Origin of the sequence: Desulfosporosinus shakirovi, from assembly GCF_020595055.1 — a bacterium.
Taxonomy (GTDB): Bacteria; Bacillota; Desulfitobacteriia; order Desulfitobacteriales; family Desulfitobacteriaceae; genus Desulfosporosinus; species Desulfosporosinus shakirovi.
This window is the reverse complement of sequence record NZ_JAJDOO010000011.1, coordinates 62,564-86,186: the sequence shown is the minus strand read 5'-3', so window position 1 is coordinate 86,186 and position 23,623 is coordinate 62,564. Positions and strand designations below refer to the sequence as shown.

Genomic DNA, 23,623 nt, shown 5'->3' with positions numbered 1-23,623 from the left:
TAAGAGTTATAGAGAAAAAAGGGGCGCTGCGTACAAAATCAAGGAGGACTGTATGATTCAGTTAACAAATGTGTCCAAGATTTATCCAAATGGTGCCAGAGCCCTTGTCGATGTCAATCTGAAAATTGGCAAAGGGAACTTTGTTTTTCTGGTAGGGCCTAGTGGGGCCGGTAAATCGACGTTAATCAAGTTATTATATCGTGAAGAGACTCCGACCCGTGGGCAGGTTCAGATCAACAGCAAAAATTTAGTTAGAATGAAAGACCGTGAAGTGCCTTATCTAAGGCGTAATATCGGGGTGATTTTTCAAGATTTCAAGCTATTGCCGAACAAAACAGTTTTTGAAAACGTTGGGTTTGCACTTGAAGTAATCGGAGTTGCCAAGCGTGAGGTTAGAAATCGTACCCTGGCGACATTAGAACTTGTTGGTCTTAAGGCAAAGGAGACCGCATACCCCCATGAACTGTCTGGCGGTGAACAACAGCGGGTCTGCGTAGCCCGGGCCGTTATTAATAATCCTGCACTATTAGTGGCAGATGAACCAACCGGCAATCTCGACCCAGATACTGCATGGGATATTATGGAGTTACTTTATGATATCAATAAACGTGGCACGACCATCGTGATGGCTACTCACGCCAGGGCTATTGTAAATAAGATGCAAAAGCGTGTCATTGCTATAGAAAACGGCCGAGTAGCGCGTGATGAAGAAAAAGGGGGATATGGCTACGATGCTTAATTCCTCCGGTTATATTTTCAGAGAGACGATTAACTCTATGAAACGAAATCCGTGGCTTAGCCTGGCATCCGTCGTAACGGTTATGGTTTCTCTAGTGATCTTGGGTTACTCGATTTTTTTCTTAGCGAATGCCGCGAATATGGCAAAATCCTTTGAATCTGAGTTAGAGATTGGTGCATTTGTGCAAATTGAATACACGCCAGAAGAAGTACAGGACTTGAAAAGCCAGATTGAACAGATGCCGGGAGTAGAGTCAGTGACCTTGGTAACAAAGGAACAAGCCCTAGAGGATTTTGGTAAAACATTAGGGGGATCACAAGGTAATATTGTTTCTGATGTAGGAGGAACCAATCCTTTTCCAGACAAGTTGACAGTCAAAGCTACCGATCCCCAGAACGTTAAAGCTTTGGCTAGCTCGTTGGAGAGCAACCCCGGGTTATACAAAGTACGTTATGGACAGGACTTTGTGGATCAGCTTCTTAAATTTACACAATGGTTGAGATGGATTGGTTTTGGTGTTGTCGCCGCCTTCGGTGTTGCAGCTGTTGTGCTTATTTCTATTAATGTTAAAATGAATGTCTTTTCTCGTCGCCGGGAAATTCAGATTATGAAGTTAGTTGGCGCCAGTAATAGTTTTATTCGTTGGCCTTTTCTTATTGAAGGGTTAGCTCTAGGCCTGGTAGGAGGGACATTTGCAGCTGTCATTGTTGGGCTAGGCTATAATTGGATTACAGTGTATGTTCAATCAACACTGACTTTTTTGCCGGTGGTTCAAAATGAAGTTCTTTTTCGTCAGGTTTCTATGGGTCTATTACTCGGGGGCATGGTGATGGGAGCCTTGGGAAGTTTATTTTCTTTGCAGAAATTCCTGCGCGCATAGGGATCAGAAGTGTCTTGCTCTGTGGGGCATGCACACTCAGCGATAATGTCTGCAGGACACTGTCGCTAAGTATTTCTATGATAAAGTTTTATTTAAGGACGGTGGGTTGTTTGTTCGGGAAGAAAGCCATACCAACTGTGCTGGTTAGTCTTCTTTTGCTTGGAACGTCGGCATTGCCTACCCGGGCTGATCAACTGGGGGAAAGTATTCAACAGAAAAATGATATTCAAAGTCAAAAAGATCAAGCTCGTGGACGACTAAACAAGCTTACCTATACATCGGAAAAGATGAAGACTCAGCTGGCTCAATTAGAAACGCAAGTTGCTGCGGCTCAGACCGCTTTGAATCAAAATAAGGTTGCCTATGTTCAAGCGCAAACCCAAGTTAGCGCTGCACAAAAGGAATTGGATCAAAAACAAAAAGAGCTTGATGACCGACGTGTAGCCCTGGGAAAACGTGCACGGGGAATTTATGAAAGTGGTCAGATTAGTCATTTGGAACTTCTCTTTCAGTCTACGGATCTCAGTGATTTCATTACGCGAATGGAATATTTTTCTAAGTTAGTGGACAATGATCGTCAACTGCTTGCGGATATTGAATCCCAGAAAGCACAAATTGCTAAGAAAAAGAGCGAATTACAGGCTAAAAGGGATCAAGCCGCAAAGCTTGAAAAAGAAGCTGCGTTAGTTACTGCAGACCTTGAGAATAAAAAATCCCTGCAAAGTAATGCTTTAGAACAGAATCAGAAAGCCCAGCAAGCTGCTTTTGATGAAATTGACCGATTGGAAGCTGAGTCAAAGGCATTGACGGAGAAGATTCGTAAATTGCAGGCAACACAGGCAGGAAAAGGATCTCAGGCAGGCGATGGAACAATTTCCACTTGGCCGGTACCCGGCTATTATGAGATAACTAGCCCCTTCGGCTGGAGGACTCATCCTATTACGAAAAAACGCAGTATGCATACCGGAACGGATGTTGGCGCTCCTACGGGGACTAAAATTCACGCTGCAGGAGCAGGGGTAGTCATAATGGCGGGTTGGAATACGGCCTATGGAAATATGACTATTATTGACCACGGCAGTGGTATATCCACGCTCTACGGGCATCAGTCGCGCTTGGATGTCAGCGAAGGGCAATCCGTTGAAGCCGATGAAGTCATTGGGGCTGTCGGCTCAACTGGGTGGAGTACAGGAGCACACTTGCATTTTGAAGTTAGAGTAGGTGGAAACCCTACTGATCCTTTACAGTATTTCCCTAACTAATGGATAAGCAGTATTTCTACGCAAGGATAAGCATATAATAGAGTAAGTTTAAAGAAAGCTTGGCTAGTGCTAAACCTTGTTGAAGGCGTCCCTTTTTCGCCATCCTTGGTCAGCGATTGCCTAGTTGCACTAAATGCGCTGGTCTAACCTCGAACCTGGTGTTCGAGGTTAGAGAGACGCCATGGATGGCAAAAAGGGACATTCAGAAAGTTATACTTTCTGACTAGTGCAAGAAAGGGAAGGGGTTACTGGATTGCAAGAGTGGAACATGAAACGAATAGCCAAAAACGTCGGAGTTATCTTCCTGGTTTTTTCTGTATTGGTAACCACGTTAGTGAGCGGGGTAGTAATTGCCAACGTCAATAACATGGGACGGCTAGTGCATGTAGTACAACTTGTTCGGAATGATTACTTAGAAAATGTATCGACAGTTCAGCTTGTGGAAGGCGCAACTAAAGGGATTGTAGAAATCTTAGGAGACCCATATTCAACGTACATGAATGCTCAGGAGAACCAAGAACTGTTTCAAATGCTTGAAGGGAAATTTGGCGGGATAGGAATAGTCCTGAGTCTCAAGGATCCTAAAAAGCTCGTAGTACTGCGTCCAATCAAAAATTCCCCGGCAAGCAAGGCTGGAATTCAATCGGGTGATGTTATCAGTAAGATTAATGATGCGGATACTTTGGGTATGGAGCAGGATAAGGCGGTAGGGTTGATGCGGGGAGAACCCGGAACGAAAGTGGATATAGCTCTATATCGAGAGAGTAGTAATAAGACCTTTACTGTGAGTCTAACGAGGGAAAACATAACTGTTCCAACCGTTGATGGGCAAGCATTGCCTGGGAACCCTGATATTGCCTATGTCAGCATAACTCAGTTTGGCTCAGATACAGGGACAGAACTTAAAGACACTTTTAATACCATAAACATTAATAAATTCAAAGGACTTATTCTGGATTTGAGGTATAACCATGGCGGCGAGCTTAATGCTGCGGTACAAGTTGCCAGCTACTTCGTTCCAGAAGGTCCAGTTGTTTATATAGTAGACAAGCAAGAGAACGTTGATACTAAGATGTCAACAGGTACATATCTGGGGATGCCGATGGTGGTCCTTGTGAATGAAGAAAGTGCTTCAGCGGCTGAAATCGTTGCAGGAGCGATTAAGGATAAAGAAACAGCAAGTTTGGTGGGAGTAAAAACCTTTGGAAAAGGGATTGTTCAAACAATCTTCCCATTGGACGGAGGAACCAGCGTCAAACTAACGACTGCTAAATACTTAACGCCTAATAAGTTGGATATTCATAAGAAGGGAATCGAACCAGATGTTGTGGTAGAATTAGGGAAAGGACAACAAGCTACCATCACTCCTCAAGACACTAACTATGATGCTCAACTCCAGAAAGCGTTGGAAACACTGCAAGGGAAGCTTAAATAAGGGCTTAAAGAATCAACGTATCATTACTCTGTTATACCCTAGGGAAATAAAATAGTGATTGCAAAGGCACGCTCATAAAATCGAGCGTGCCTATAATTATTCCTACCCCAACTACGAATATCAACCACGTTTTAGTGGCCTTCCTCCCCCTTCTTGCATAGACTACGCTGACCGAAAAAAACGACGGGGGTAAGAAGCATGAGAAATAAGACTGGGGTGCGACATTACTTTGCCGAGGGACTGACCACCAGGGGTTACATATCTTTATTGCCAAACATGATGCCAAGTTGGAAACGTGCCTATATCTTATTAGGAGGCCCTGGGACCGGTAAATCAACGTTGATAAAGATTGTTGGCTTAGAATTGTTGGATAGAGGATATGATATTGATTTTCTACGGTCGGTACGGGATCCGGATTCGATGGCAGGGTTTATTATGCCTCGGATGGGGTTAGGTATGTTAGATGCCATGAAGGTTTCTCCACTTCGTTGGCAAGCCCCGGGTGTTGTTGAGAAATTCACTGATTTCAGCCTGTTCTGTGATGAAGTGAAGTTGGAGAAGCAAAGGTCTTCAATAATTGAGATTGAAAAACGGCTTCAAGAACTGCAAATGACTTTAGAAGAAGAGCTGGCTTCTGAACTAGGGTCGTTAATAGGGTCCAGGACGACAAAGCCTCCATTAGATAAAGGGAACATTTCTTGGATTCTCGGGAACTCAGCTCAGCTGAAAGTTAAAAAAGAGAATACAGGTCCTTGGCCACTAGCGGAAAATGCTCTTAAATTACTGCAAAAAAGTGTTGTAAATCCGTTTTTCCTGCACGGCTTAACTGCGGAAGGATGGCTTAATCTGTCCCCGCACTTCTTGACAGATTTTGATCAGATTAGGTTGGAAGGAGACGAAACTCTAGATGCCTTAGATTGGGTGCTTCGTGAGGCTCAACAATTAGGGCAATTAATTGAAATCGTCTTGCACCCTCTCAATCCAGATGAAGTCATCGGGATAGTCTTTCCAGAGAGGCGTTTAGCGATCTGGCAAGGTAATCCGGAAAATTTGCATGACCAAGGATTAGAACGGCCCTTAAGCAAAACGTTAATAGAGACCTTAGCATCTTGGCAGATGAATAGAGCACAGCTTAAGGCTATCTACATTGAGGCGGTTAATTTTGATCAAGTAGACAGTTGTCGTGAAACCATATTGAACCAGATTTTGTGTGATTTAAATAACAAAGTTAATTTAGAATAATTACATTAGCTGAATAGGGTTGGGTCTATAAGGAATTCCCCAAGATCTGCCATCAAAAGCTCAAGGTCGGACTCTTTAAGAGATAGTTTATCCAGCGCTTCCTGTTGTATCGGGTTTAATAAACTGTCCACACCTCCGCCAATACCGAGCAAACTTGCAAGCCCGTTAGCAACATGAATTACGCAGGCGAGTTCGGGGTAGCTTGGCGCTTGTGACGGAGAATGATGGTAGGAAATTGCGGATACCAGATCTTCCGGCAAAAACCAAGTCCTGGCCAAAAACCCACCAACAGTTGCATGATTATACCCTATGACTTTTTCCTCAAGTTCAGAATAGGATAGTTTTACCTCTTTTACTTTCTCGACAAGGAAAGGACCCACTTCCTGTACATAAATAGAGATAACCAGTTTTCCGATATCATGAAGCAAGCCTGCAGTAAAGGCAACATCCCCGAAAGGGAGTTTATGATATTGACAAAGACGTTTCGCTGTCATAGCGGTAAGCATAGAATGCTTCCAAAGGCCCTCTTGCTCAATCTCGTAACCTATAAGGTTATTTTTCAATAAAGGGGCAACTGCGGAAGCCATTGCTAGCCCTTGTGTCACCTGAAAACCAAGCATGACGATCGCTTCTTGAAGAGAGGAGATTCGTCTGGCGTACCCATAATACGCAGAATTGGCTTGTCGCAGGATACCAGCTGTGAGTGAAGGGTCTTGGCCGATAACGGTTTCTAGCTCTTTAACGGTTGTCGCAGGGTTTTTAGTTAAGGCAATAACGCGCAAAGCAGATGTGGGTAGGGGCGGAAGAGCTTGTACACGCTTTAAGACATGTTCCAATTTAATAGTCAACTATAGGCCCTCCTTAATTTTTTGCAAATATTCAAAGGAAATTTTTCACAGGGATTTTTTATGACGACTAGGGGAAACTAATTTAAAGAATTGCTTGAGAACCCCGAAAGGAGTGCGTAACATGCCAAAAAGATTGCGATTCTTGGTTGTTCTAATTGCCTTATGTCTTAGTTTAACCATAACTGGTTGCAGTCTACAAGATCTTTTAGGGAAAAATAAAAATAAAACTTCTGCTAAAAAGGAAAGTGAACCAATTATAGCAGTTTCATTGAATGAGCAAGACCCTAACAAACTGCTTATTTTAAAAGGAATCGAAGATCTTGCCAAGAAAGAAGATGTAAAGGTAAAGTATATAAATAGTGAATCAAAAGAAGAGTCTCCCTTAAAAGATGCAAAGATCTTAATTTATCAAGGAGGAGATGAGAGCATTTTACAAGAATCTCAATCTGAAGAAATTCCAATCTTAGCTTTAACCCAACTGCCATCAGGAATAAAACCTGAAGGTATAATTATCCCTGATCAGGAAAAAGCCGGAGAGCTTATGGCTCAGACTTTATTGGGAAAATTTACTGAGGGTCAATTGGTTATACTGCAAGGAGATCCTAATGAAAGTGGGTCCCAACAACTTTTAGCGGGAAATATGGCTATTCTTAGCAAGTATCCTCAGATGATCATACATACCATTTCAAGTCCCAAAGGATCTGAATCAGTAGCAAAGACAGGCTTAGTCGACTTTCTCCAAAAGAACCCTGATAATGTGCAAGGGATTTTAGCCCATAATGAAAGCTTGGCGGGACAGGCGAGCGAAGTTCTCAAACAAACTCAGTTAGACAAAAAAGTTAGTTTGATTGGTGGACAAGCTAGTATCCCATCCTTAGAGAGGATGGCTAAGGGTTCTCAAATCGGAGATATTGATACCTCTCCTTATCTACAGGGTGCCAATGCCTATCAATGGGCTCAGAAAATAATTAAGGAAGAAGCTCTAGAAGTAAATAATTCAATTACCAGCGAGCAAGGGGAAATACCTGCTAAAGTTATAGCGGTGAAGGCAGTAACTTCATCTAATTTAGCGGTCATTCAAAAAAGTTATACTACAACTATGCAAACTGCGGAAAAAGATAAAAAGCAAAAAGAGCAAGCAGAGTCCAAGGGGAATGAAGAAAAGGATCAAGGGAAAGACCAAGAGAAGAAAGACCAAGCAGCCGATAAGAAAGAAGAGGACGGGCAGTCCGGTGACAAGCAAAATCCTGTTCCTCCGGGCGTTGAGAAAGTTACAGAACGAATAAAAACGGAAACAACACGAGATTATTTTGATGCTGAAGGGAAAGTAATGGGCACAGAAAAAACCGTTAATGAACAGGTGAAAACAGTTCCGCCAGAGATGTTAAATCAAAAAGCAGAGCAACCAAAAGATTCCGAGGGAGATCAGGGAGATCAGGGAGATCAGGGAGATCAGGCGAAGGATGATTCGAAAAAAGAGGAAAAGTAAAAACGAAGTACAAAATAAGGAGACAGATTTGTTGTTTGGTAAAATAACATCCTGTCTCTTTGTTATCGGACAAAAGCCTCGTAAACTAAAATTTTAGAAATTCAACCAAATATATATTGTATTGCAAACAAACATTGCAGGGTATTATTCTTGTGCTTCGTGATTTGTATAAGCACCAGGGTAGATGTAAAATACAGAGTAGAGTAACCTATTATATAATCGAAAGGAAGAGTGGCGCATGGAATTTTGTATACATGCCCCATACCAACCTGGCGGAGACCAACCACAGGCTATCGATGCGCTGACTGTAGGTCTGAATGAAGGATTGAACCACCAGACGTTGCTGGGGGTCACGGGATCGGGAAAGACCTTCACTATGGCCAATATCATTATGAAGGTTCAAAGACCAACCCTGATATTGGCGCATAACAAAACTCTGGCCGCCCAACTTTACAGTGAATTTAAAGAGTATTTTCCGGATAATGCCGTGGAGTACTTTGTGAGTTACTACGATTATTATCAACCAGAGGCTTATGTGCCTTCAAGTGATACATTTATCGAAAAGGATGCATCGATAAATGAAGAGATCGAGAAGCTGCGACACTCGGCAACCGCTGCTTTGTTGGAGCGTCGCGATGTGATTGTAGTGGCCAGTGTTTCGTGTATTTATGGTTTAGGTTCACCAGAAGATTACCGTGATCTTGTCCTTTCCCTGCGACAGGGGCAAGTGATTGATCGTAATGAAATTCTGCGCAAGCTGATAGCAATTCAATACGATCGTAATGACATAGCGTTTACTCGGGGAACTTTCCGTGTGCGTGGAGATATTGTAGAGATTTATCCGGCCTCATCTAGTGAACAGGTGATTCGTGTAGATATGTTTGGAGATGAAATTGAGCACATCTATGAAATTAATATGTTGACTGGGGAGATTTTAGGGGAGCGGCATCATGTCTCAATTTTTCCGAACTCCCACTATGTAACTGCCCAAGAAAAAGTTATGCAGGCAGCAGAAAATATTGAAATAGAGTTGGAAGAGCGACTGAATCTATTAAATTCCGAAAACAAGTTGCTTGAGGCACAACGCCTTGAGCAACGAACTCGCTATGATCTGGAAATGCTCAGAGAAATGGGATTTTGTAATGGAATAGAAAATTATTCTCGTCACTTAACATTTCGTGAGGCAGGAGAGACTCCTTACACCTTACTAGATTACTTTCCAGATGACTTTCTCCTTTTTGTGGATGAATCTCATGTTTCCCTTCCACAGGTGAGAGGAATGTATGAAGGAGACCGGTCACGTAAGACTACCTTAGTAAACTACGGATTTCGTCTGCCTTCCGCTCTGGATAATCGACCATTGACCTTTGCCGAGTTTGAACGAAGGATCAAGCAAAGTGTCTATGTCAGTGCAACACCCGGACCCTATGAATTAGCACATTGCCCGACGGTTACAGAGCAAATTATTCGCCCCACCGGGTTATTGGACCCAGAGGTTATTGTCCGTCCTACCAAAGGTCAGATCGATGATTTGCTCGGGGAAATGAGAAGACGGATTGCGAAAGATGAACGAGTCCTCGTGACAACCTTGACAAAAAGAATGGCAGAGGATCTGACGGATTACTTTATAAATTTAGAAATCAAGGTAAAGTATCTGCATTCAGATATTAAGACCCTCGAACGAGTGGAAATTCTTAGAGAACTTCGCTTAGGCGAGATTGACGTAGTTGTTGGCATTAACCTTTTACGGGAAGGACTGGACTTGCCGGAAGTTTCTCTCGTGGCAATTCTCGACGCGGACAAAGAAGGGTTTCTTAGATCGGATCGCTCACTCATTCAAACCATAGGTCGTGCAGCCCGTAACTCTGAAGGTAAAGTTATTATGTATGGAGATAAAATTACTCGCTCGATGCAGAACGCCCTGGATGAAACGAATCGACGCCGTGAAATTCAAATGGCCTGGAACGAGAAGTCGGGAATTACTCCTCAAACCATACGCAAGGCAGTTCATGATGCTCCAGAGGCAATGAAAGTTGCGGAACTCAAAAAGGCCTATGGGACAAAGCTTCCCCCTGACGAGCTGGCACAACTCATTAAGAACCTGGAAGCAGAAATGCGGCTAGCGGCAAGGGAGTTAGATTTTGAGCGGGCTGCAGAAATCCGAGATGCTATGATTGATTTAAAAGGGGAAGAAAACAAATACAAAATGACGAGTCAACAAGGCGGGAGTAAAAGAAATACTCGGTACGACCATAAAGCACAGAAAAAGGGATCTTCTCGAAAAAGTAAGAAATAGGAGTTTATCGGTGAATTTGAATTGGAACGGTTGTATAATGATATTGGATACTTTATAATAAGTTCGTATATGTTCGGCCTGGATCGAAAGTTTGTTTGGGTACATCTAAATGTCTCTCCCCAACTCATCACTTAGGAGGAAAACCATGACCCAAGATTACCTACGCGTGCGTGGTGCACGCGCTCATAATTTAAAAAACATCGATATTGATATTCCTCGCAATAAACTTGTAGTAATCACAGGGCTGTCAGGCTCGGGAAAATCTTCCTTAGCCTTTGATACAATTTATGCTGAGGGACAAAGGCGGTATGTAGAGTCCCTTTCTGCCTACGCACGGCAGTTCTTGGGGCAGATGGACAAGCCTGATGTAGATTCCATCGAGGGGCTTTCTCCTGCGATTTCCATTGATCAAAAGACGACTAACCGTAACCCCCGCTCGACGGTGGGGACGGCAACAGAAGTCTCTGATTACCTCCGTTTGTTGTATGCCCGGATCGGTCATCCGCATTGCCCAAAGTGTGGCCGAGCTATTTCCCAGCAGACGGTCCAACAAATGGTTGATCTGCTGATGAATCTCCCAGAACGGACAAGACTGCAAATCTTAGCCCCACTCGTAAAAGGAAAAAAAGGGGAACACCAGAAGGTCTTAGAAGACGCTCGAAAGGCAGGGTATGTTCGGGTAAGAGTGGACGGGGAGGCTAGGGACCTCAGTGAAGAAATTGAACTGGCAAAAAACAAAAAGCATTCTATTGAAGTCGTAATCGATCGCATTTCATTAAAATCCGAAAGTGCTGAACGTCTGGCAGATTCTCTTGAAACAGCTCTTAAACTGGGAGAGGGAAACGTCATTGCAGACATCATTGAGGGAGAAGAGTTACGTTTCAGTGAAAACTTTGCCTGTCCGGATTGTGGGATTGCTCTCGAGGAAATCTCGCCACGTCTTTTTTCTTTTAACAGTCCCTATGGAGCCTGCCCAGCGTGCACCGGACTAGGAGCAAACCTTGTCGTTGATATTGACCTGCTCATTCCCAATCGTTCCTTATCCCTGGCAACAGGTGCAATAGCGCCTTGGGCTAAATCAACCTCAAGTTATTACCCGAAAATGATGGAGGCCGTAGCCCAAAACCTCAAATTTGGGATAGATACCCCTTTAAAAGACTTGAGTCAAGAGCAATGGAAAGGGTTGCTCTATGGGACGAATACTCCCATAACCTTTCAATATCAAAATATTTTTGATCAATCGAAAACCTACAACACCACTTTTGAAGGGCTGGTTCCCTTATTTGGGCGTCGTTATCGCGAGTCGACCTCGGATATGGTACGTGCTGAAATTGAAGGGTATATGAGCGAAAACCCTTGCCCAGAGTGCCAAGGTAAGCGACTGAAACCCGAAGCGTTAGCGGTGAAGGTAGGCGGGATCTCAATTGACGATTTGTCTCGTCTTTCAATTACCGAAGCGATTAACTTTGTAAATACTCTCGATCTCACCCTCAAAGAGGAGACCATTGCCCACCAGATTTTGAAAGAAATCAAGGAAAGACTGGGCTTCTTAATGAATGTAGGACTGGATTACCTGACCATGTCCCGTGCTGCAGGTTCGCTCTCCGGTGGAGAAGCACAACGGATTCGCTTGGCGACTCAGATTGGGTCAAGTTTAATGGGTGTGCTTTATGTTTTAGATGAACCAAGCATCGGCCTCCATCAAAGAGACAATGCCAGATTGTTAGAGACACTGAAACGGTTGCGTGATCTCGGAAATACCTTGATTGTGGTCGAGCATGATGAAGATACGATGGTTGCCGCTGATCATATAATCGATATCGGTCCCGGAGCTGGGGCCCATGGCGGGCGAGTAGTGGCTGAAGGCCCTATTGAGGAAATTAAGGCCAATAAAGAATCGATGACCGGGCAGTATTTGAGTGGTGCCAAGCAAATCAGCGTACCGGTGGAGCGACGTCAACCGAACGGTAAGTGGCTAGAGGTGTTAGGTGCTCGAGAGAACAACCTGAAAAATGTCCATGCGCGTATTCCCTTGGGTTTGTTTACATGTGTAACTGGAGTCTCGGGCTCGGGTAAAAGCACTTTGGTCAATGAGATTATCTATAAGGGATTAGCGTCCAGACTTAGTCGAGCACGGGTTCGCCCAGGGGCGCACGATCAATTAAAAGGTTTGGAGCATCTGGAAAAGGTCGTTGATATTGACCAGTCTCCAATCGGTCGGACGCCCCGTTCAAACCCTGCCACCTATACCGGTGTTTTTGATTTTATTCGTGAGCTTTTCTCTATAACTCCGGAAGCAAAGATGCGAGGGTACAAACAAGGTCGGTTTAGCTTTAACGTTAAGGGGGGCCGTTGCGAGGCTTGCCGTGGAGATGGAATCATTAAGATTGAGATGCATTTTCTGCCCGATGTCTATGTTCCCTGTGAAGTCTGCGAGGGAAAACGCTATAACCGGGAGACCTTGGAAGTACGGTATAAAGGCAAAACCATTGCGCAAGTTCTTGATATGACAGTTGATGAAGCGGTGGAGTTTTTCCAAGTAGTCCAGAAGATTGCTCGAAAACTCCAGACACTCCAAGATGTGGGGCTTGGCTATATTCGCCTGGGGCAACCTGCAACCACCTTATCTGGTGGAGAAGCCCAACGCATTAAGCTTGCTACTGAATTAAGCCGACGCAGTACGGGGAGAACAATCTATATTCTTGATGAACCGACAACAGGCCTACACACGGCAGATATTGATAAACTCCTGCATGTTCTTCACCGCTTAGTAGACGGCGGAGATACCGTGCTTGTCATTGAGCATAATCTTGATGTTATCAAAACTGCAGACTGGTTGATTGACCTGGGTCCTGAGGGAGGGAATCGGGGCGGAGAAGTGCTGATTGCTGGGAAGCCCGAGGAGGTTTCGTCTTTCCCGGCATCCTATACCGGACAGTATTTAAAACGCTATTTAACTTAAAGGCTCAATACAGTGAGAACTATTTGCTAACGTTAGTAAAGAGGCACTAATAGACTGGAGCTAACCAGAAGCACGATCTCGACAAGTTTAGCCGAAAGTCTAAACAACGATTCGAACATCGAGCCTCGTACTTGTGCCTCGGATAGAGGAGTGAAGCAAAATTTGACGATTCGCTTAGTGGCTATGGATCTCGATGATACATTGCTTAGAGATGATTGGACAATTTCACCGCGAGTGGTAAAGGCAATACAAAAGGCCCAGATGCAGGGAGTGAAAATGACCATTGCCACAGGACGTATGCCTATCTCGACACGTCCTTATGCAAAGCAGCTGGGGCTGGATGTTCCTGTGATTACGTATCATGGGGCGATGATCCAGCAGGCTGTCAGTGGGGATATACTTTTTCGGTGCCCAATTCCCAGTGCTTTAGCCTCTGAGATTGTTCAAGATGTAGGGTTAAGGGGGAACTATGCGCAGATCTATCTCAAGGATCGCGTTATCGCCCAGACACTTAATGAATGGTCCGAGGAATATGCGCGGATCGCGAGTGTTCACATCGAAGAAGCCGACCTTCCGGGCATTCTTGCCCAAGAACCGGAAGGGGTTGAGAAAGTCCTCGTGATCGCGGGAGAGTCTGACCTAGATCAATTGGTCCCTCTGTTAAATCAACGCTATGGAAAAAAAGTGCATATTACAAAATCAAAACCCCATTTTTTGGAGATAATAGAGGGCACTGTAAATAAAGGCGTAGCTCTGGCTGCTTTGGCAGAGCGCTTGGGAATATCCCGACAAGACGTAATGGCAATAGGGGACAGTTTTAACGATTTAGAGATGATTCAATATGCCGGGGTTGGAGTAGCCATGGGAAATGCCCGCAAAGAAATAAAGCAACAGGCAGATATCGTGACACTCACAAATGAGGAAGACGGAGTGGCAGAGGCTATCGAACAATATGTTTTGCTGGGATAACAATTGCAATGGAAATAAGTATCGGATGTAAGATTTAGCGTGAACCCTAGTTATGAATCGCAAATGAGAAATAAGCATTTGAGTGGAGGCTAAAACATGAGTGAAACTAAAAAAATGAACATCCAAACAATTCGCCAAACTGCACGGGAAAAGCTTAAGGGTTTTTGCCGAGTCTGTCCAGAGTGTAATGGTAAGGCTTGTGTAGGAGAAGTTCCTGGTATGGGGGGGATGGGCACAGGGACATCGTTTAAAAACAATGTCCAAGCATTAGCAGACTATCGCATTAATTTGAGGACATTGCACGGTGTTAAAAAGCCCAATACACAGATCAAAATTTTTGGTCAAGAATTAAAAACCCCAATCTTCGGTGCTCCGATTACCGGTAATAACTTCAATATGGGTGGGGCTTTGAATGAAGAAGAATGGGCTGAGGCTATGATTCAGGGTTGCCTAACTTCGGGGGCCATGGGATCTACAGGGGATGCGCCTGACCCCGCAATGTATAAGGCAGGTCTTGGTGTGGTTGCGAAAGCCCAGGGTTTAGGTATACCGTTTATGAAGCCGCGGGAATTGCCGGAAGTATTTGATTATCTGCGTCTGGCAGAAGAAGCAGGAGTTCTTGCAGTGGGTATGGATGTAGATGCTGCAGGCTTAGTTTCCATCCCTGTCAGCCCAAAAACCAAGGAAGATCTGAAAACGATCATTGATAATACGTCATTACCCTTCATTATTAAAGGAATCATGACAGTTGAGGAAGCCGAAATGGCTGTTGAAGTTGGTGCTGCCGCAATTGTCGTTTCAAACCACGGTGGAAGAGTACTTGATTACACTCCAGGAACGGCGGAGGTTTTGCCGGAAATCGCTGCGGCTGTAGATAGACGCATCCCGATCATTGTTGATGGTGGAGTCCGTACGGGAGTTGATGTTCTGAAGATGTTAGCTTTAGGGGCAGATGCGGTTATGATTGGGAGACCTCTTATTATCGCTGGTTACGGTGGAGGCGCAGAAGGAGTTGCCTTAGCGATAAGGAGAATGACGAATGAACTGAAACAGGCTATGGTTCTGACTGGCTGCCAAACACTCGAGGATATTGATATGGATGTGTTTTTTTAAAAGGAAAACTTTAAATCATGGAGTTAGGTAAAGAAATACTATTGTGAGTTTGAATTCAGGAAAATAGAGTTTGATTATTTCCGAAAAGAACAAGGATACTCCTTCGGAAAGATTACGCCGAAAGTTGCGGCTTGCCAATGAGTACGAAAAAGGTGCCTGTATCAATTTATTGATAGGCACCTTTTTTGTTTTCATTTCACCATTCTTGTTTAAGTTGTGACTGTGTTCTAACCTTGAAGTTAGTTTGCTAATGATTTAATCGTGTATTTAAATTAACATCCAGGATTGAATTAAGATCGGAAATGTATCAGCGTGTGTATCTTAATTCTAAATAATTGGATAATTAGCCTCGTATTCCAGAATAATTAATCCTTCTGAAGACGTTATTGTTGTCTCGTTATGCCTTATCAATCTGGCATAACAATTGCATTAGGGGCGTTAAACCGCTATACTTAAGGCGGAAGGGGGTTGCGATTTTGAATATTCTTTTGGTTGCCCTCAATGCGAAATATATTCATACGAATTTAGCCCTTCGTTATTTGCGAGAGGGAGTTCGTACGTCATACCCGGATGTTTTGCTTAAAGAATTTAGCATTAACGATCACCTGGATCGAATTGCAGGGGAGATTTATGAAGCCAAGGCCGATGTCGTTGGTTTTTCATGTTATATTTGGAACCTGAAAGAGACTGTGGAGGTGATTAGACAGCTTCGCCCTGTCTGTCCGAATACTCGATTTGTTTTAGGGGGCCCGGAAGTATCCTTCGAAGCTGAGGAGTTTCTCCTGGAGCATCCTGAAATAGATGCTCTTGTTATGGGTGAAGGGGAAAAAACCTTTTTAGAGCTGTTAAAGACGTGGCAGGATGGTCGTGATCCCTCTCATGTTCAAGGTATTGCTTGGACAAAGAACGGGAAAATTATGGTTAATCCCGCTCCATTCAGCCCTCTTAGCATGAACGAGCTGCCGTTTCCTTATACTGAAGACGAAAACTTCACAGGCCGGTTGGTCTATGTTGAGACGACTAGGGGATGCCCTTTTAACTGTCAGTATTGCTTATCCTCTACTTTTCAAGGAGTCCGTTTTTTGGAGCTTGAGAGGTTTCGAAAGACGTTCCGTCAGTTGTTGAAAAATGGTGCCCGAACCATAAAGTTTGTGGACCGAACCTTCAATGCCAATAAACGGCATGCTCTTGGAATTTTAGACATTGTACGAGAAGAAAGTGAGCTGCACTCTGATGCCAAGTCGATTCGAGTTCATTGCGAAATGGCAGGAGATTTATTAGATGCGGAATGGATGGACTACCTCAGAAATTATCCACGGGGATTAGTTCAATTAGAAATAGGAGTACAATCTACACACCAGCCAACGCTTAAGATAGTTTCACGTCCACAAAGGTTTGAGGAGTGGAGGAAATATATAGCTGAAATGCGGTGCTTGGGAATACCGCTTCACTTAGACCTGATCGCTGGATTACCTGAGGAAAACTGGCTAAACTTTCGGATGTCATTTAATGAGGTATATGAGACAGATCCGGATATGCTTCAGCTAGGCTTTCTCAAAGTCCTTAAAGGATCTGGTTTGCGGTTGCAAAGCAGTCGCTATGGACTCTTGTTCGTACCTGACCCACCCTATACAATTTTGGAGACTAAGGACTTATCACATAATGAAATACTTCAATTGCAACGCATGGAAAGTATTTTGGATAAATATTATAATTCAGGGAAGTTTGAGCACGCCTTACGACATGGACTCAAACTCTTTCCGACCCCCTTTGATTTTTATCATAAGTTTGCAGAGCTTTGGCACAAGAAGGATTGGTTTTCCCGCCAGTGGCAAGGCAAAGCCCTCTTTGATAAACTGTGGGAATTTCTCCAAGACGTACAGAACACCGAAAAAAGGGAAGGGATGGACATCCTTCCATGGAATATAATCCGTGACGCACTGAGGTTTGATTATTACATGTGGGAACGTCCGAATATCATCCCTAACTATTTACAAGATGAAAACAGCCTGGAGCTGGAGAAGAGAACAGATCAGTGGAAGACAATGCAGGATAAGATCCGCAAGGATGCTTATTGGGAGATGATAATTCCAGAGGTTAAAAAAATGGACCGGCGGCAGTGGAATCGCAATACAGCGATTGCATATTTTACGTCGGATTTACTACAAGAATCCAACAGACCTTGTTGGTATCTTTTTCACTATCAACAGGGGAAAGTGAAGGCCTACCGATATGAAGAATCATGAATGGAGTGCGGTTCAAGTCATGGACAGCGCCTGGCGGCTTGGCGTTAGCCAAGTTTTCTGTATACTGGTCAGTTTCATTCTTGTCACCGGGTGTTCGTCTGCTCCTCAGACGGGACAACCAGGTGGACCGGCCCCCTCAGTTGTGGACATCTGGCATTCTTTGCAAGGGGCAGAGGCGGATGCCTTAGAGGGTCAGGTTCAAACGATTGTAAAGACAAATCCTGAGGTTATCGTAAAACTTAACTATGTGCCGACTCAGAACTTTGCCGCCTTTTCCTACCAAGCAGAAGCAGGTGGGGAAGGCCCGGAGATTTTTATAGCTTCAAGAGATATTATCCATGAGCTTTATGGGCAAGGCGCATTGGCCCCTGCCGCACATAATGATAAAGAGGCCTTTCCTGCAACATTAGCCGCCTTTCGATTTGGAGAGGTGGATTATGCACTTCCTTGGATGACGGATATTCCTTTGCTCTATTTTAGAACGGACACTGCTTCAGTGCCGGCCAGTCTGGCGGAGCTGTTCTCCGTCAATGGGATTTCTATTGCCTCTCCAGATACCGCCACACTTTCAGCATGGTGGAATGGGCAGGGTGGGCGGTTGATGAATGCCGGAAATATTAGCTTAAATGATCCAAACAATTTGGCCTTTCTTCAACAAATCTTAACTTGGCGGAGTACGAACGTCCTTCGTGTTGATCTGGCCGCTCTGACCGCATTTGCTAATGGTCAAACACCCTATGTTATCGCAGGAGCCAGTACCGCAAAACAGTTGACACAATTAAATGTCCCGTGGGGAAGCATGCCTCTTTCCGATTTGTTGGGCGGACAAGGGCAAGCCCTGATAGGGACAACGTTAGGAATTGCTAATTCCGCAATTAAAACCACTCCAGCGATGCTGGATGCTATTCAAAAGGTTGAAAAGGCATTGCTCTCATCAGAAGTTGAAGCAGCGATGCAGGCTGCTGGAAGTCTTCTTCCAGCTAATATGAGTTATTATGGACGTCCGGAAGCTCAGAAAGGCGTGTTTCCTCAGGCAAATATTGCTCTGTCCAAAGCCTGGGTTTTGGAGGGGAACGGACAGGAATGGAAGTTGATACCCTTGCAAAATGAAGCATGGAGTAATGTCTTGGCAGGGAATGCCACTCCTGAGGATGCGCTAAATAATGCCCAAGAGCAAGCCGGAAAAGTTTTATCGGTTAAGGGGCAGCCATAATAAAATAAGAGGAGGTGAAAAAATGAATAAACAAGGATTAGAACTTATTGTTATTACTGGCTTATCAGGAGCTGGAAGAACTCAGGCTATGCAAAGCCTTGAAGACCAGGGGTTTTTCTGTGTGGATAATTTACCCCCTACTTTTCTGGTCAAATTTGCGGAGCTTTGCGCTCAGTCCAGAGGAAAGGTTTCTAAAGCAGCAATTGTTTGTGATCTGCGAGGTGGGGAATTCTTTTCTTCGCTCAGTGAAGCTTTAAACAATCTGGAGAAGGAAGGCTTCCGTCTGGAAGTGCTCTTTCTCGATGCATCGGATGAAACCCTAATTCGTCGTTATAAAGAATCAAGACGCAGGCACCCGCTCTCTCCACAGGGGCGAGTATTAGATGGAATTCAGGCGGAACGGCAACAACTGGAAGAACTTAGGATTCGGGCAGATAACATTATAGACACTTCCAACTTGAGTTCCCAGCAACTTCGCAGTCAAGTAGCGGAGCTTTTTTGTAAAGCTCAGGGGTTAGGCCAAATGGCTGTTTCAGTGATATCCTTTGGCTTTAAATATGGAATGCCCATGGATGCAGACTTGGTTATGGATGTACGGTTTCTCCCGAACCCTTTTTACGTGGAATCATTACGTCCTCTAACTGGGGAGCATGAATTAGTCAAAGACTATGTCTTTGGCAATCAAATGGCCCAGGAATTTATGGAAAAATACTTGGATTTATTGGAGTTCATCCTTCCCAATTATATTAGAGAAGGAAAAACTCATTTGGTCATTGGGATTGGTTGTACGGGTGGACAACATCGCTCCGTTGCTATTGCAGAAAGAGTAGGGAGTTTTTTAATAGAACGTGATTATGCCATCACTGTTAAGCACAGGGATGCTATAAAAAACCAAAAGCGTGGAATAACGCGATGAACCCAAAAAGATACGAACCCTTTTATCGATATCTAAAATGGCTTTACCCCGATTTGAAAGTAAAAAGGTGGTTTATCCTCGCCGTTCTGGGAATCTTCCTTTTTGCAACAGGATTTTCCGTCATGAATGATGGGGTGGCTATCGGCTATGCGGAGTTGCAATTCCGAGAGGTTATTTACCAATTGACGGGTAGTACTAAGCATATTGCCGTGCCGACTGGCGCAATTATTAGCGCCCTGGGAATTTTTGCGATTATCGTTGGTTTTAAACGTATGCTTTATTCGATTATTTCTTCTGTGCTCCCGGAAAATGAAGTGAGAATTGTGGATAGGATCTATTCCCGCCATCATTTGAAAAGGGGACCGAAGATTGTGGTGGTTGGTGGGGGAACCGGGCTTTCTGCCCTCTTGCGTGGTCTTAAAGAATACACCTGTAATCTTACTGCCATTGTGACAGTTTCGGATGATGGGGGAAGTTCTGGAAAACTACGTGATGAATTGGGCATACAACCACCCGGAGATGTACGCAATTGCATGGTCGCATTGGCTGAGACAGAGGAGATCATGGATACTCTCTTTTCTTATCGCTTTGAAAGTGGAGCTCTTGAAGGACATAGTTTGGGTAACTTGCTTTTAGCAGGATTAACCGATACCTTTGGCGATTTTCAAAAGGGAATTGAACAGGTCGGCAAAGTGTTTGCACTCCGTGGCAAGGTGTTTCCTACTACCTTGGATCAAGTAGTCCTTATGGCAGATTTTGAAGACGGAACCCGTGTAGTTGGGGAGACTTCGATTCGAGTCACTGAGGGTAAAATAAAGAGAGTCTATCTGGAGCCTAGTGATTGTACCCCTTTACCAGAAGCCATACAGGCAATTGAAGAAGCAGACCTTATAGTTTTAGGACCAGGAAGTCTCTATACCAGTGTTTTGCCAAATTTATTGGTCTTAGGACTTAGAGAAAAGATTCGAGAAGCCAGCGCTCCCTGTGTTTATGTATGTAATGTTATGACAGAAAAAGGGGAAACAGATGGCTATAAAGTCTCCGATCACCTGCAAGCGATTCTGGATCACTGTGGTGCAGGCTTTGTAGATGCAGTGCTTGCCTCCCGTGGTGAAATTACTGCACCGCTTTTAAAACGCTACAGTAAGGAAGAAGCTGTTCCGGTGGTTACTGATCCTAAAATGGTTCAGCATTTAGGTGCGAAGTATTTTGAAGCGAATTTAGTCCAGGAGAGGAATGTCGTACGTCACGATTCGGATCGACTGGCGAAGGAACTCATTCGGTTACTTTTTCGTTTAAAACCAATAGGAGAACGTATTGCTTTAGTTGATGCCTATTTACTCACACGGAAACTTCGAAAAGAGTTATAAGAGGAATCTTTTTAAGATGGAGTTACAACACGGCTAGGATAAAATTCGTGTAATTATCGATGATTGGACTTAGTAATCTAACCACGAATCTCGAACATCGAACCACGAGATAGGGGGGGCTGGAGAATTGTCCTTTAGTGCTGTTACGAAAGAAGAACTTGCCCGCTTAGACTGTCAGAAACCTTGTTGTGATTTAGCAGAATTAGCGGCTTTAGTCCGTATGGATGGAACACTGCAAATTAGTGCAAATCAACAATATACTCTGAATGTGATCACAGAGAGTGCACCTGTAGCTCGTAAGATTTATCGTTTAGCCAAAGATGTTCTAAAGCGCCAGGTGGATATTGTGGTACGACGCAAGCTGAGACTTCGCAAAAACAATTCATACCTGGTTAGAATCCATCCCCGCGGACTGGAGGACTTACAGCGCTTAGGTCTAGTTGATAGTAAGGGCCAAATTTACTTGGGAATTGCACCGGGTCTTATTAAAAAGCGTTGTGATCAAAAGGCCTATTTGAGAGGAGCCTTCTTAGCGGGGGGGTCGATCAATAATCCGGAAGGTACCTATCATCTTGAAATTGTCAGTAATGATGAACAACATGCCAAAGAGTTATGTCAATTAATCAATAGATTTAAACTAGGTGCTAAGGTGAGCATGCGCAAGCATTGGTATGTGGTATATCTCAAGGAGAGTGAACATATTGTGGATTTTCTTGGTTTCATCGGAGCTCATCATGCTTTATTAGAATTTGAAAATGTTCGAGTTCTTAAAGATGTGCGAAATCAAGTAAATCGCCTAGTTAATTGCGAGACTGCTAATCTTGACAAAATTGTTGATGCGGCTGTACGGCAATTGGAGAACATTCAATTTATTGCCGATACGATTGGGCTTCAGTCTTTGCCACCCAACTTGCGAGAGATAGCTGAGTTGCGGTTAGCTTACTCGGAAGCCAGTTTAAAGGAACTTGGAGAAATGTTGCGACCTAAGGTAGGGAAATCTGGAGTCAATCATCGAATGAGAAAAATCGATGAGTTAGCAGATCGAATTAGGAACCAGAAAATGGGAACTTAAAAATGGAAGGATAGAATAAATATAGATTTAGGGGGGAATAAGGTGCGGTTAGGTTATGGTCTGAGTCTCGAGCAAACCCAAAAACTCATTATGACCCCAGAATTGCGCCAAGCAATTACGATTTTGCAGTTGTCCGCACTTGACCTTTCCACGTATGTTGAGGAACAGCTTTTGGAGAATCCTTTACTGGAAAATCTAGAAGAAAGTACGGACAGTAAGGTAGAAGCAGAGCCTCCTGTAGTGGAGGAAAGCCTTCCCATTGACAAATGGGAAGTTGACTGGCAGGATTATTTTCATGACCAGGATGAAAATCGAGTTCGCCAAGAACGAGTGATTACAGAAGACAAACAACGGTTTGATCCCTTTATTGCGGCTGCCCCGACCCTTCAGGAACATTTACTGGAACAACTCCATGTTCAAAAGGTCACCTGTTCTTTAGATATCGCGGAATATATTATCGGGAATCTGAATGACAAAGGATATCTTACATTGTCGTTAGACGATATTGTTCGGGAAATGGATGTTTCCCTCCCAGAGGTCGAAGACGCGTTGACAGCAGTTCAGAGTCTGGATCCATTGGGTGTTGGGGCACGGAATTTGGAGGAATGTCTTTCGCTGCAATTACCCCTCCTGATTTATTGCCCTCCTGAATTACCAGAGTTTTTGAAGCATTTGGAAGACTTGGCAGCAGGGCGGTTGCAACGAATTGCCCACGCTTTGAAAGTTTCGCTAAGTCGAGTTCAAGAATTGGCTGACTCAGTAAGGAAGCTCGACCCTAAACCGGGTCTCCGTTTTTCTGGCCCGGGGGAAGTTCGTTATATAGTCCCAGATGTAGTTATTGAAGAGATTGAAGGCGAATTCATTATTCTTGTTAATGATATTACTGTCCCGCGCTTAGGAGTCAATAAGGCATACCGTGATGCCTTGAGCCAGGATGAAGGAACTGACACTCGCAAATTTGTTGAACAGAAATTAAATGCTGCTGCCTGGCTCATACGAAGTATTGAGCAACGGCGTCTAACTCTATATAAAGTAGCGGATGCTATCGTAAAATGGCAAAATGAATTCCTCCGCAGCGGAATTCGTCATCTAAAACCGCTTACCTTAAGAGATATCGCAGACGAAATTGGAGTTCATGAGTCGACGGTCAGCCGAGCAACTGCCCATAAATACGTTCAAACTCCCCGTGGGATTTTCGAATTCAAATTCTTTTTTGCCAATAGCATGGGGCGTGGTACTCAAAATGACTCAGGCGTAACTACTGATGTTATTAAATTAGTTCTGCGTGACATCATCGCCTCAGAGAATCCTAAATGTCCTTACTCTGATCAGAAATTAGCAGACCTTCTAAAGGCTAGAGATATGGAGATTTCTAGACGGACAGTTGCAAAGTACCGTGACGAGTTGGGAATTGCGGCGACGACAGTCAGGAAGAGGTATTAGGGGGCGCGAGGGAGAAGTAGCGGGGGATGAGAACGGAAATGTATGACGGCAAGTTGACGTGACGGCGTGAAGTGACAGTACCAACAATGATGAAAAGTTAATTGCTAAATTCTGAAAATACATATATT

The 23,623-nt window shown here is 44.0% G+C and carries 17 protein-coding genes; 16 read left to right on the top strand and 1 reads right to left on the bottom strand.

Annotated features, from left to right (window positions below):
- Nucleotides 1–52 precede the first annotated feature (52 nt).
- The 5 genes from ftsE (at nt 53) to LJE72_RS11715 (ending at nt 5,558) form a co-directional block, all read left to right on the top strand.
- Entirely contained in the window at nt 53–739 is a 687-nt protein-coding gene (gene ftsE / locus LJE72_RS11735; RefSeq protein WP_229247757.1) for a cell division ATP-binding protein FtsE, read from the top strand.
- Nucleotides 732–1,619: a permease-like cell division protein FtsX gene (gene ftsX, locus LJE72_RS11730; RefSeq protein WP_229247817.1), complete on the top strand. Its 888-nt coding sequence runs from the start codon at nt 732–734 to the stop codon at nt 1,617–1,619. The genes ftsE and ftsX overlap by 8 nt, the downstream gene beginning before the upstream one ends.
- Nucleotides 1,620–1,729: 110 nt before the next feature.
- On the top strand, nt 1,730–2,881 hold the full coding sequence (locus LJE72_RS11725; protein WP_229247756.1) for a murein hydrolase activator EnvC family protein: 1,152 nt from the start codon (nt 1,730–1,732) through the stop codon (nt 2,879–2,881).
- Between the two features lie 253 nt (nt 2,882–3,134).
- Nucleotides 3,135–4,316, top strand: coding sequence for a S41 family peptidase (locus LJE72_RS11720; protein ID WP_229247755.1), 1,182 nt, complete (start codon nt 3,135–3,137; stop codon nt 4,314–4,316).
- A 198-nt stretch (nt 4,317–4,514) separates the two neighbouring features.
- Entirely contained in the window at nt 4,515–5,558 is a 1,044-nt protein-coding gene (locus LJE72_RS11715) for a hypothetical protein (protein ID WP_229247754.1), read from the top strand.
- 5 nt (nt 5,559–5,563) lie between these two features.
- Here LJE72_RS11715 and LJE72_RS11710 read toward each other — a convergent pair whose 3' ends face one another.
- On the bottom strand, nt 5,564–6,406 hold the full coding sequence (locus LJE72_RS11710) for an HDOD domain-containing protein (RefSeq protein WP_073027578.1): 843 nt from the start codon (nt 6,404–6,406) through the stop codon (nt 5,564–5,566).
- Nucleotides 6,407–6,527: 121 nt separating this feature from the next.
- Between LJE72_RS11710 and LJE72_RS11705 the strand changes: the two genes are divergently transcribed.
- From LJE72_RS11705 to rpoN, 11 genes are all read left to right on the top strand, one after another.
- The gene (locus LJE72_RS11705) at nt 6,528–7,895 is read left to right on the top strand and encodes a sugar ABC transporter substrate-binding protein (RefSeq protein ID WP_229247753.1); all 1,368 of its coding nucleotides are present in this window, start codon (nt 6,528–6,530) and stop codon (nt 7,893–7,895) included.
- 238 nt (nt 7,896–8,133) lie between these two features.
- Complete coding sequence (gene uvrB, locus LJE72_RS11700; protein WP_229247752.1) at nt 8,134–10,191, top strand: excinuclease ABC subunit UvrB; 2,058 nt, start codon at nt 8,134–8,136, stop codon at nt 10,189–10,191.
- A 145-nt stretch (nt 10,192–10,336) separates the two neighbouring features.
- Nucleotides 10,337–13,153 (top strand): excinuclease ABC subunit UvrA, encoded by a 2,817-nt coding sequence (gene uvrA / locus LJE72_RS11695; RefSeq protein WP_229247751.1) that lies wholly within the window; start codon nt 10,337–10,339, stop codon nt 13,151–13,153.
- A 162-nt stretch (nt 13,154–13,315) separates the two neighbouring features.
- Nucleotides 13,316–14,122 carry a Cof-type HAD-IIB family hydrolase gene (locus LJE72_RS11690; protein ID WP_229247750.1) on the top strand — a complete coding sequence of 269 codons (807 nt, stop codon included), beginning with the start codon at nt 13,316–13,318 and terminating at the stop codon, nt 14,120–14,122.
- Nucleotides 14,123–14,236: 114 nt separating this feature from the next.
- Nucleotides 14,237–15,235 carry an alpha-hydroxy-acid oxidizing protein gene (locus LJE72_RS11685; protein ID WP_229247816.1) on the top strand — a complete coding sequence of 333 codons (999 nt, stop codon included), beginning with the start codon at nt 14,237–14,239 and terminating at the stop codon, nt 15,233–15,235.
- A gap of 476 nt (nt 15,236–15,711) precedes the next feature.
- Nucleotides 15,712–17,481, top strand: a complete 1,770-nt coding sequence (locus LJE72_RS11680) for a B12-binding domain-containing radical SAM protein (protein WP_229247749.1) — start codon at nt 15,712–15,714, stop codon at nt 17,479–17,481.
- A complete protein-coding gene (locus tag LJE72_RS11675; RefSeq protein WP_229247748.1) occupies nt 17,468–18,694 on the top strand; it encodes a type 2 periplasmic-binding domain-containing protein in 1,227 nt (408 codons plus the stop codon). Before LJE72_RS11680 ends, LJE72_RS11675 begins: the two co-directional genes overlap by 14 nt.
- Nucleotides 18,695–18,716: 22 nt before the next feature.
- Complete coding sequence (gene rapZ / locus LJE72_RS11670) at nt 18,717–19,610, top strand: RNase adapter RapZ (RefSeq protein WP_229247747.1); 894 nt, start codon at nt 18,717–18,719, stop codon at nt 19,608–19,610.
- Nucleotides 19,607–20,980 carry a gluconeogenesis factor YvcK family protein gene (locus LJE72_RS11665; protein ID WP_229247746.1) on the top strand — a complete coding sequence of 458 codons (1,374 nt, stop codon included), beginning with the start codon at nt 19,607–19,609 and terminating at the stop codon, nt 20,978–20,980. The genes rapZ and LJE72_RS11665 overlap by 4 nt, the downstream gene beginning before the upstream one ends.
- A gap of 127 nt (nt 20,981–21,107) precedes the next feature.
- On the top strand, nt 21,108–22,052 hold the full coding sequence (gene whiA / locus LJE72_RS11660) for a DNA-binding protein WhiA (RefSeq protein WP_229247745.1): 945 nt from the start codon (nt 21,108–21,110) through the stop codon (nt 22,050–22,052).
- 42 nt (nt 22,053–22,094) lie between these two features.
- Nucleotides 22,095–23,495 (top strand): RNA polymerase factor sigma-54, encoded by a 1,401-nt coding sequence (rpoN, locus tag LJE72_RS11655; protein ID WP_229247744.1) that lies wholly within the window; start codon nt 22,095–22,097, stop codon nt 23,493–23,495.
- Nucleotides 23,496–23,623: the final 128 nt, after the last annotated feature.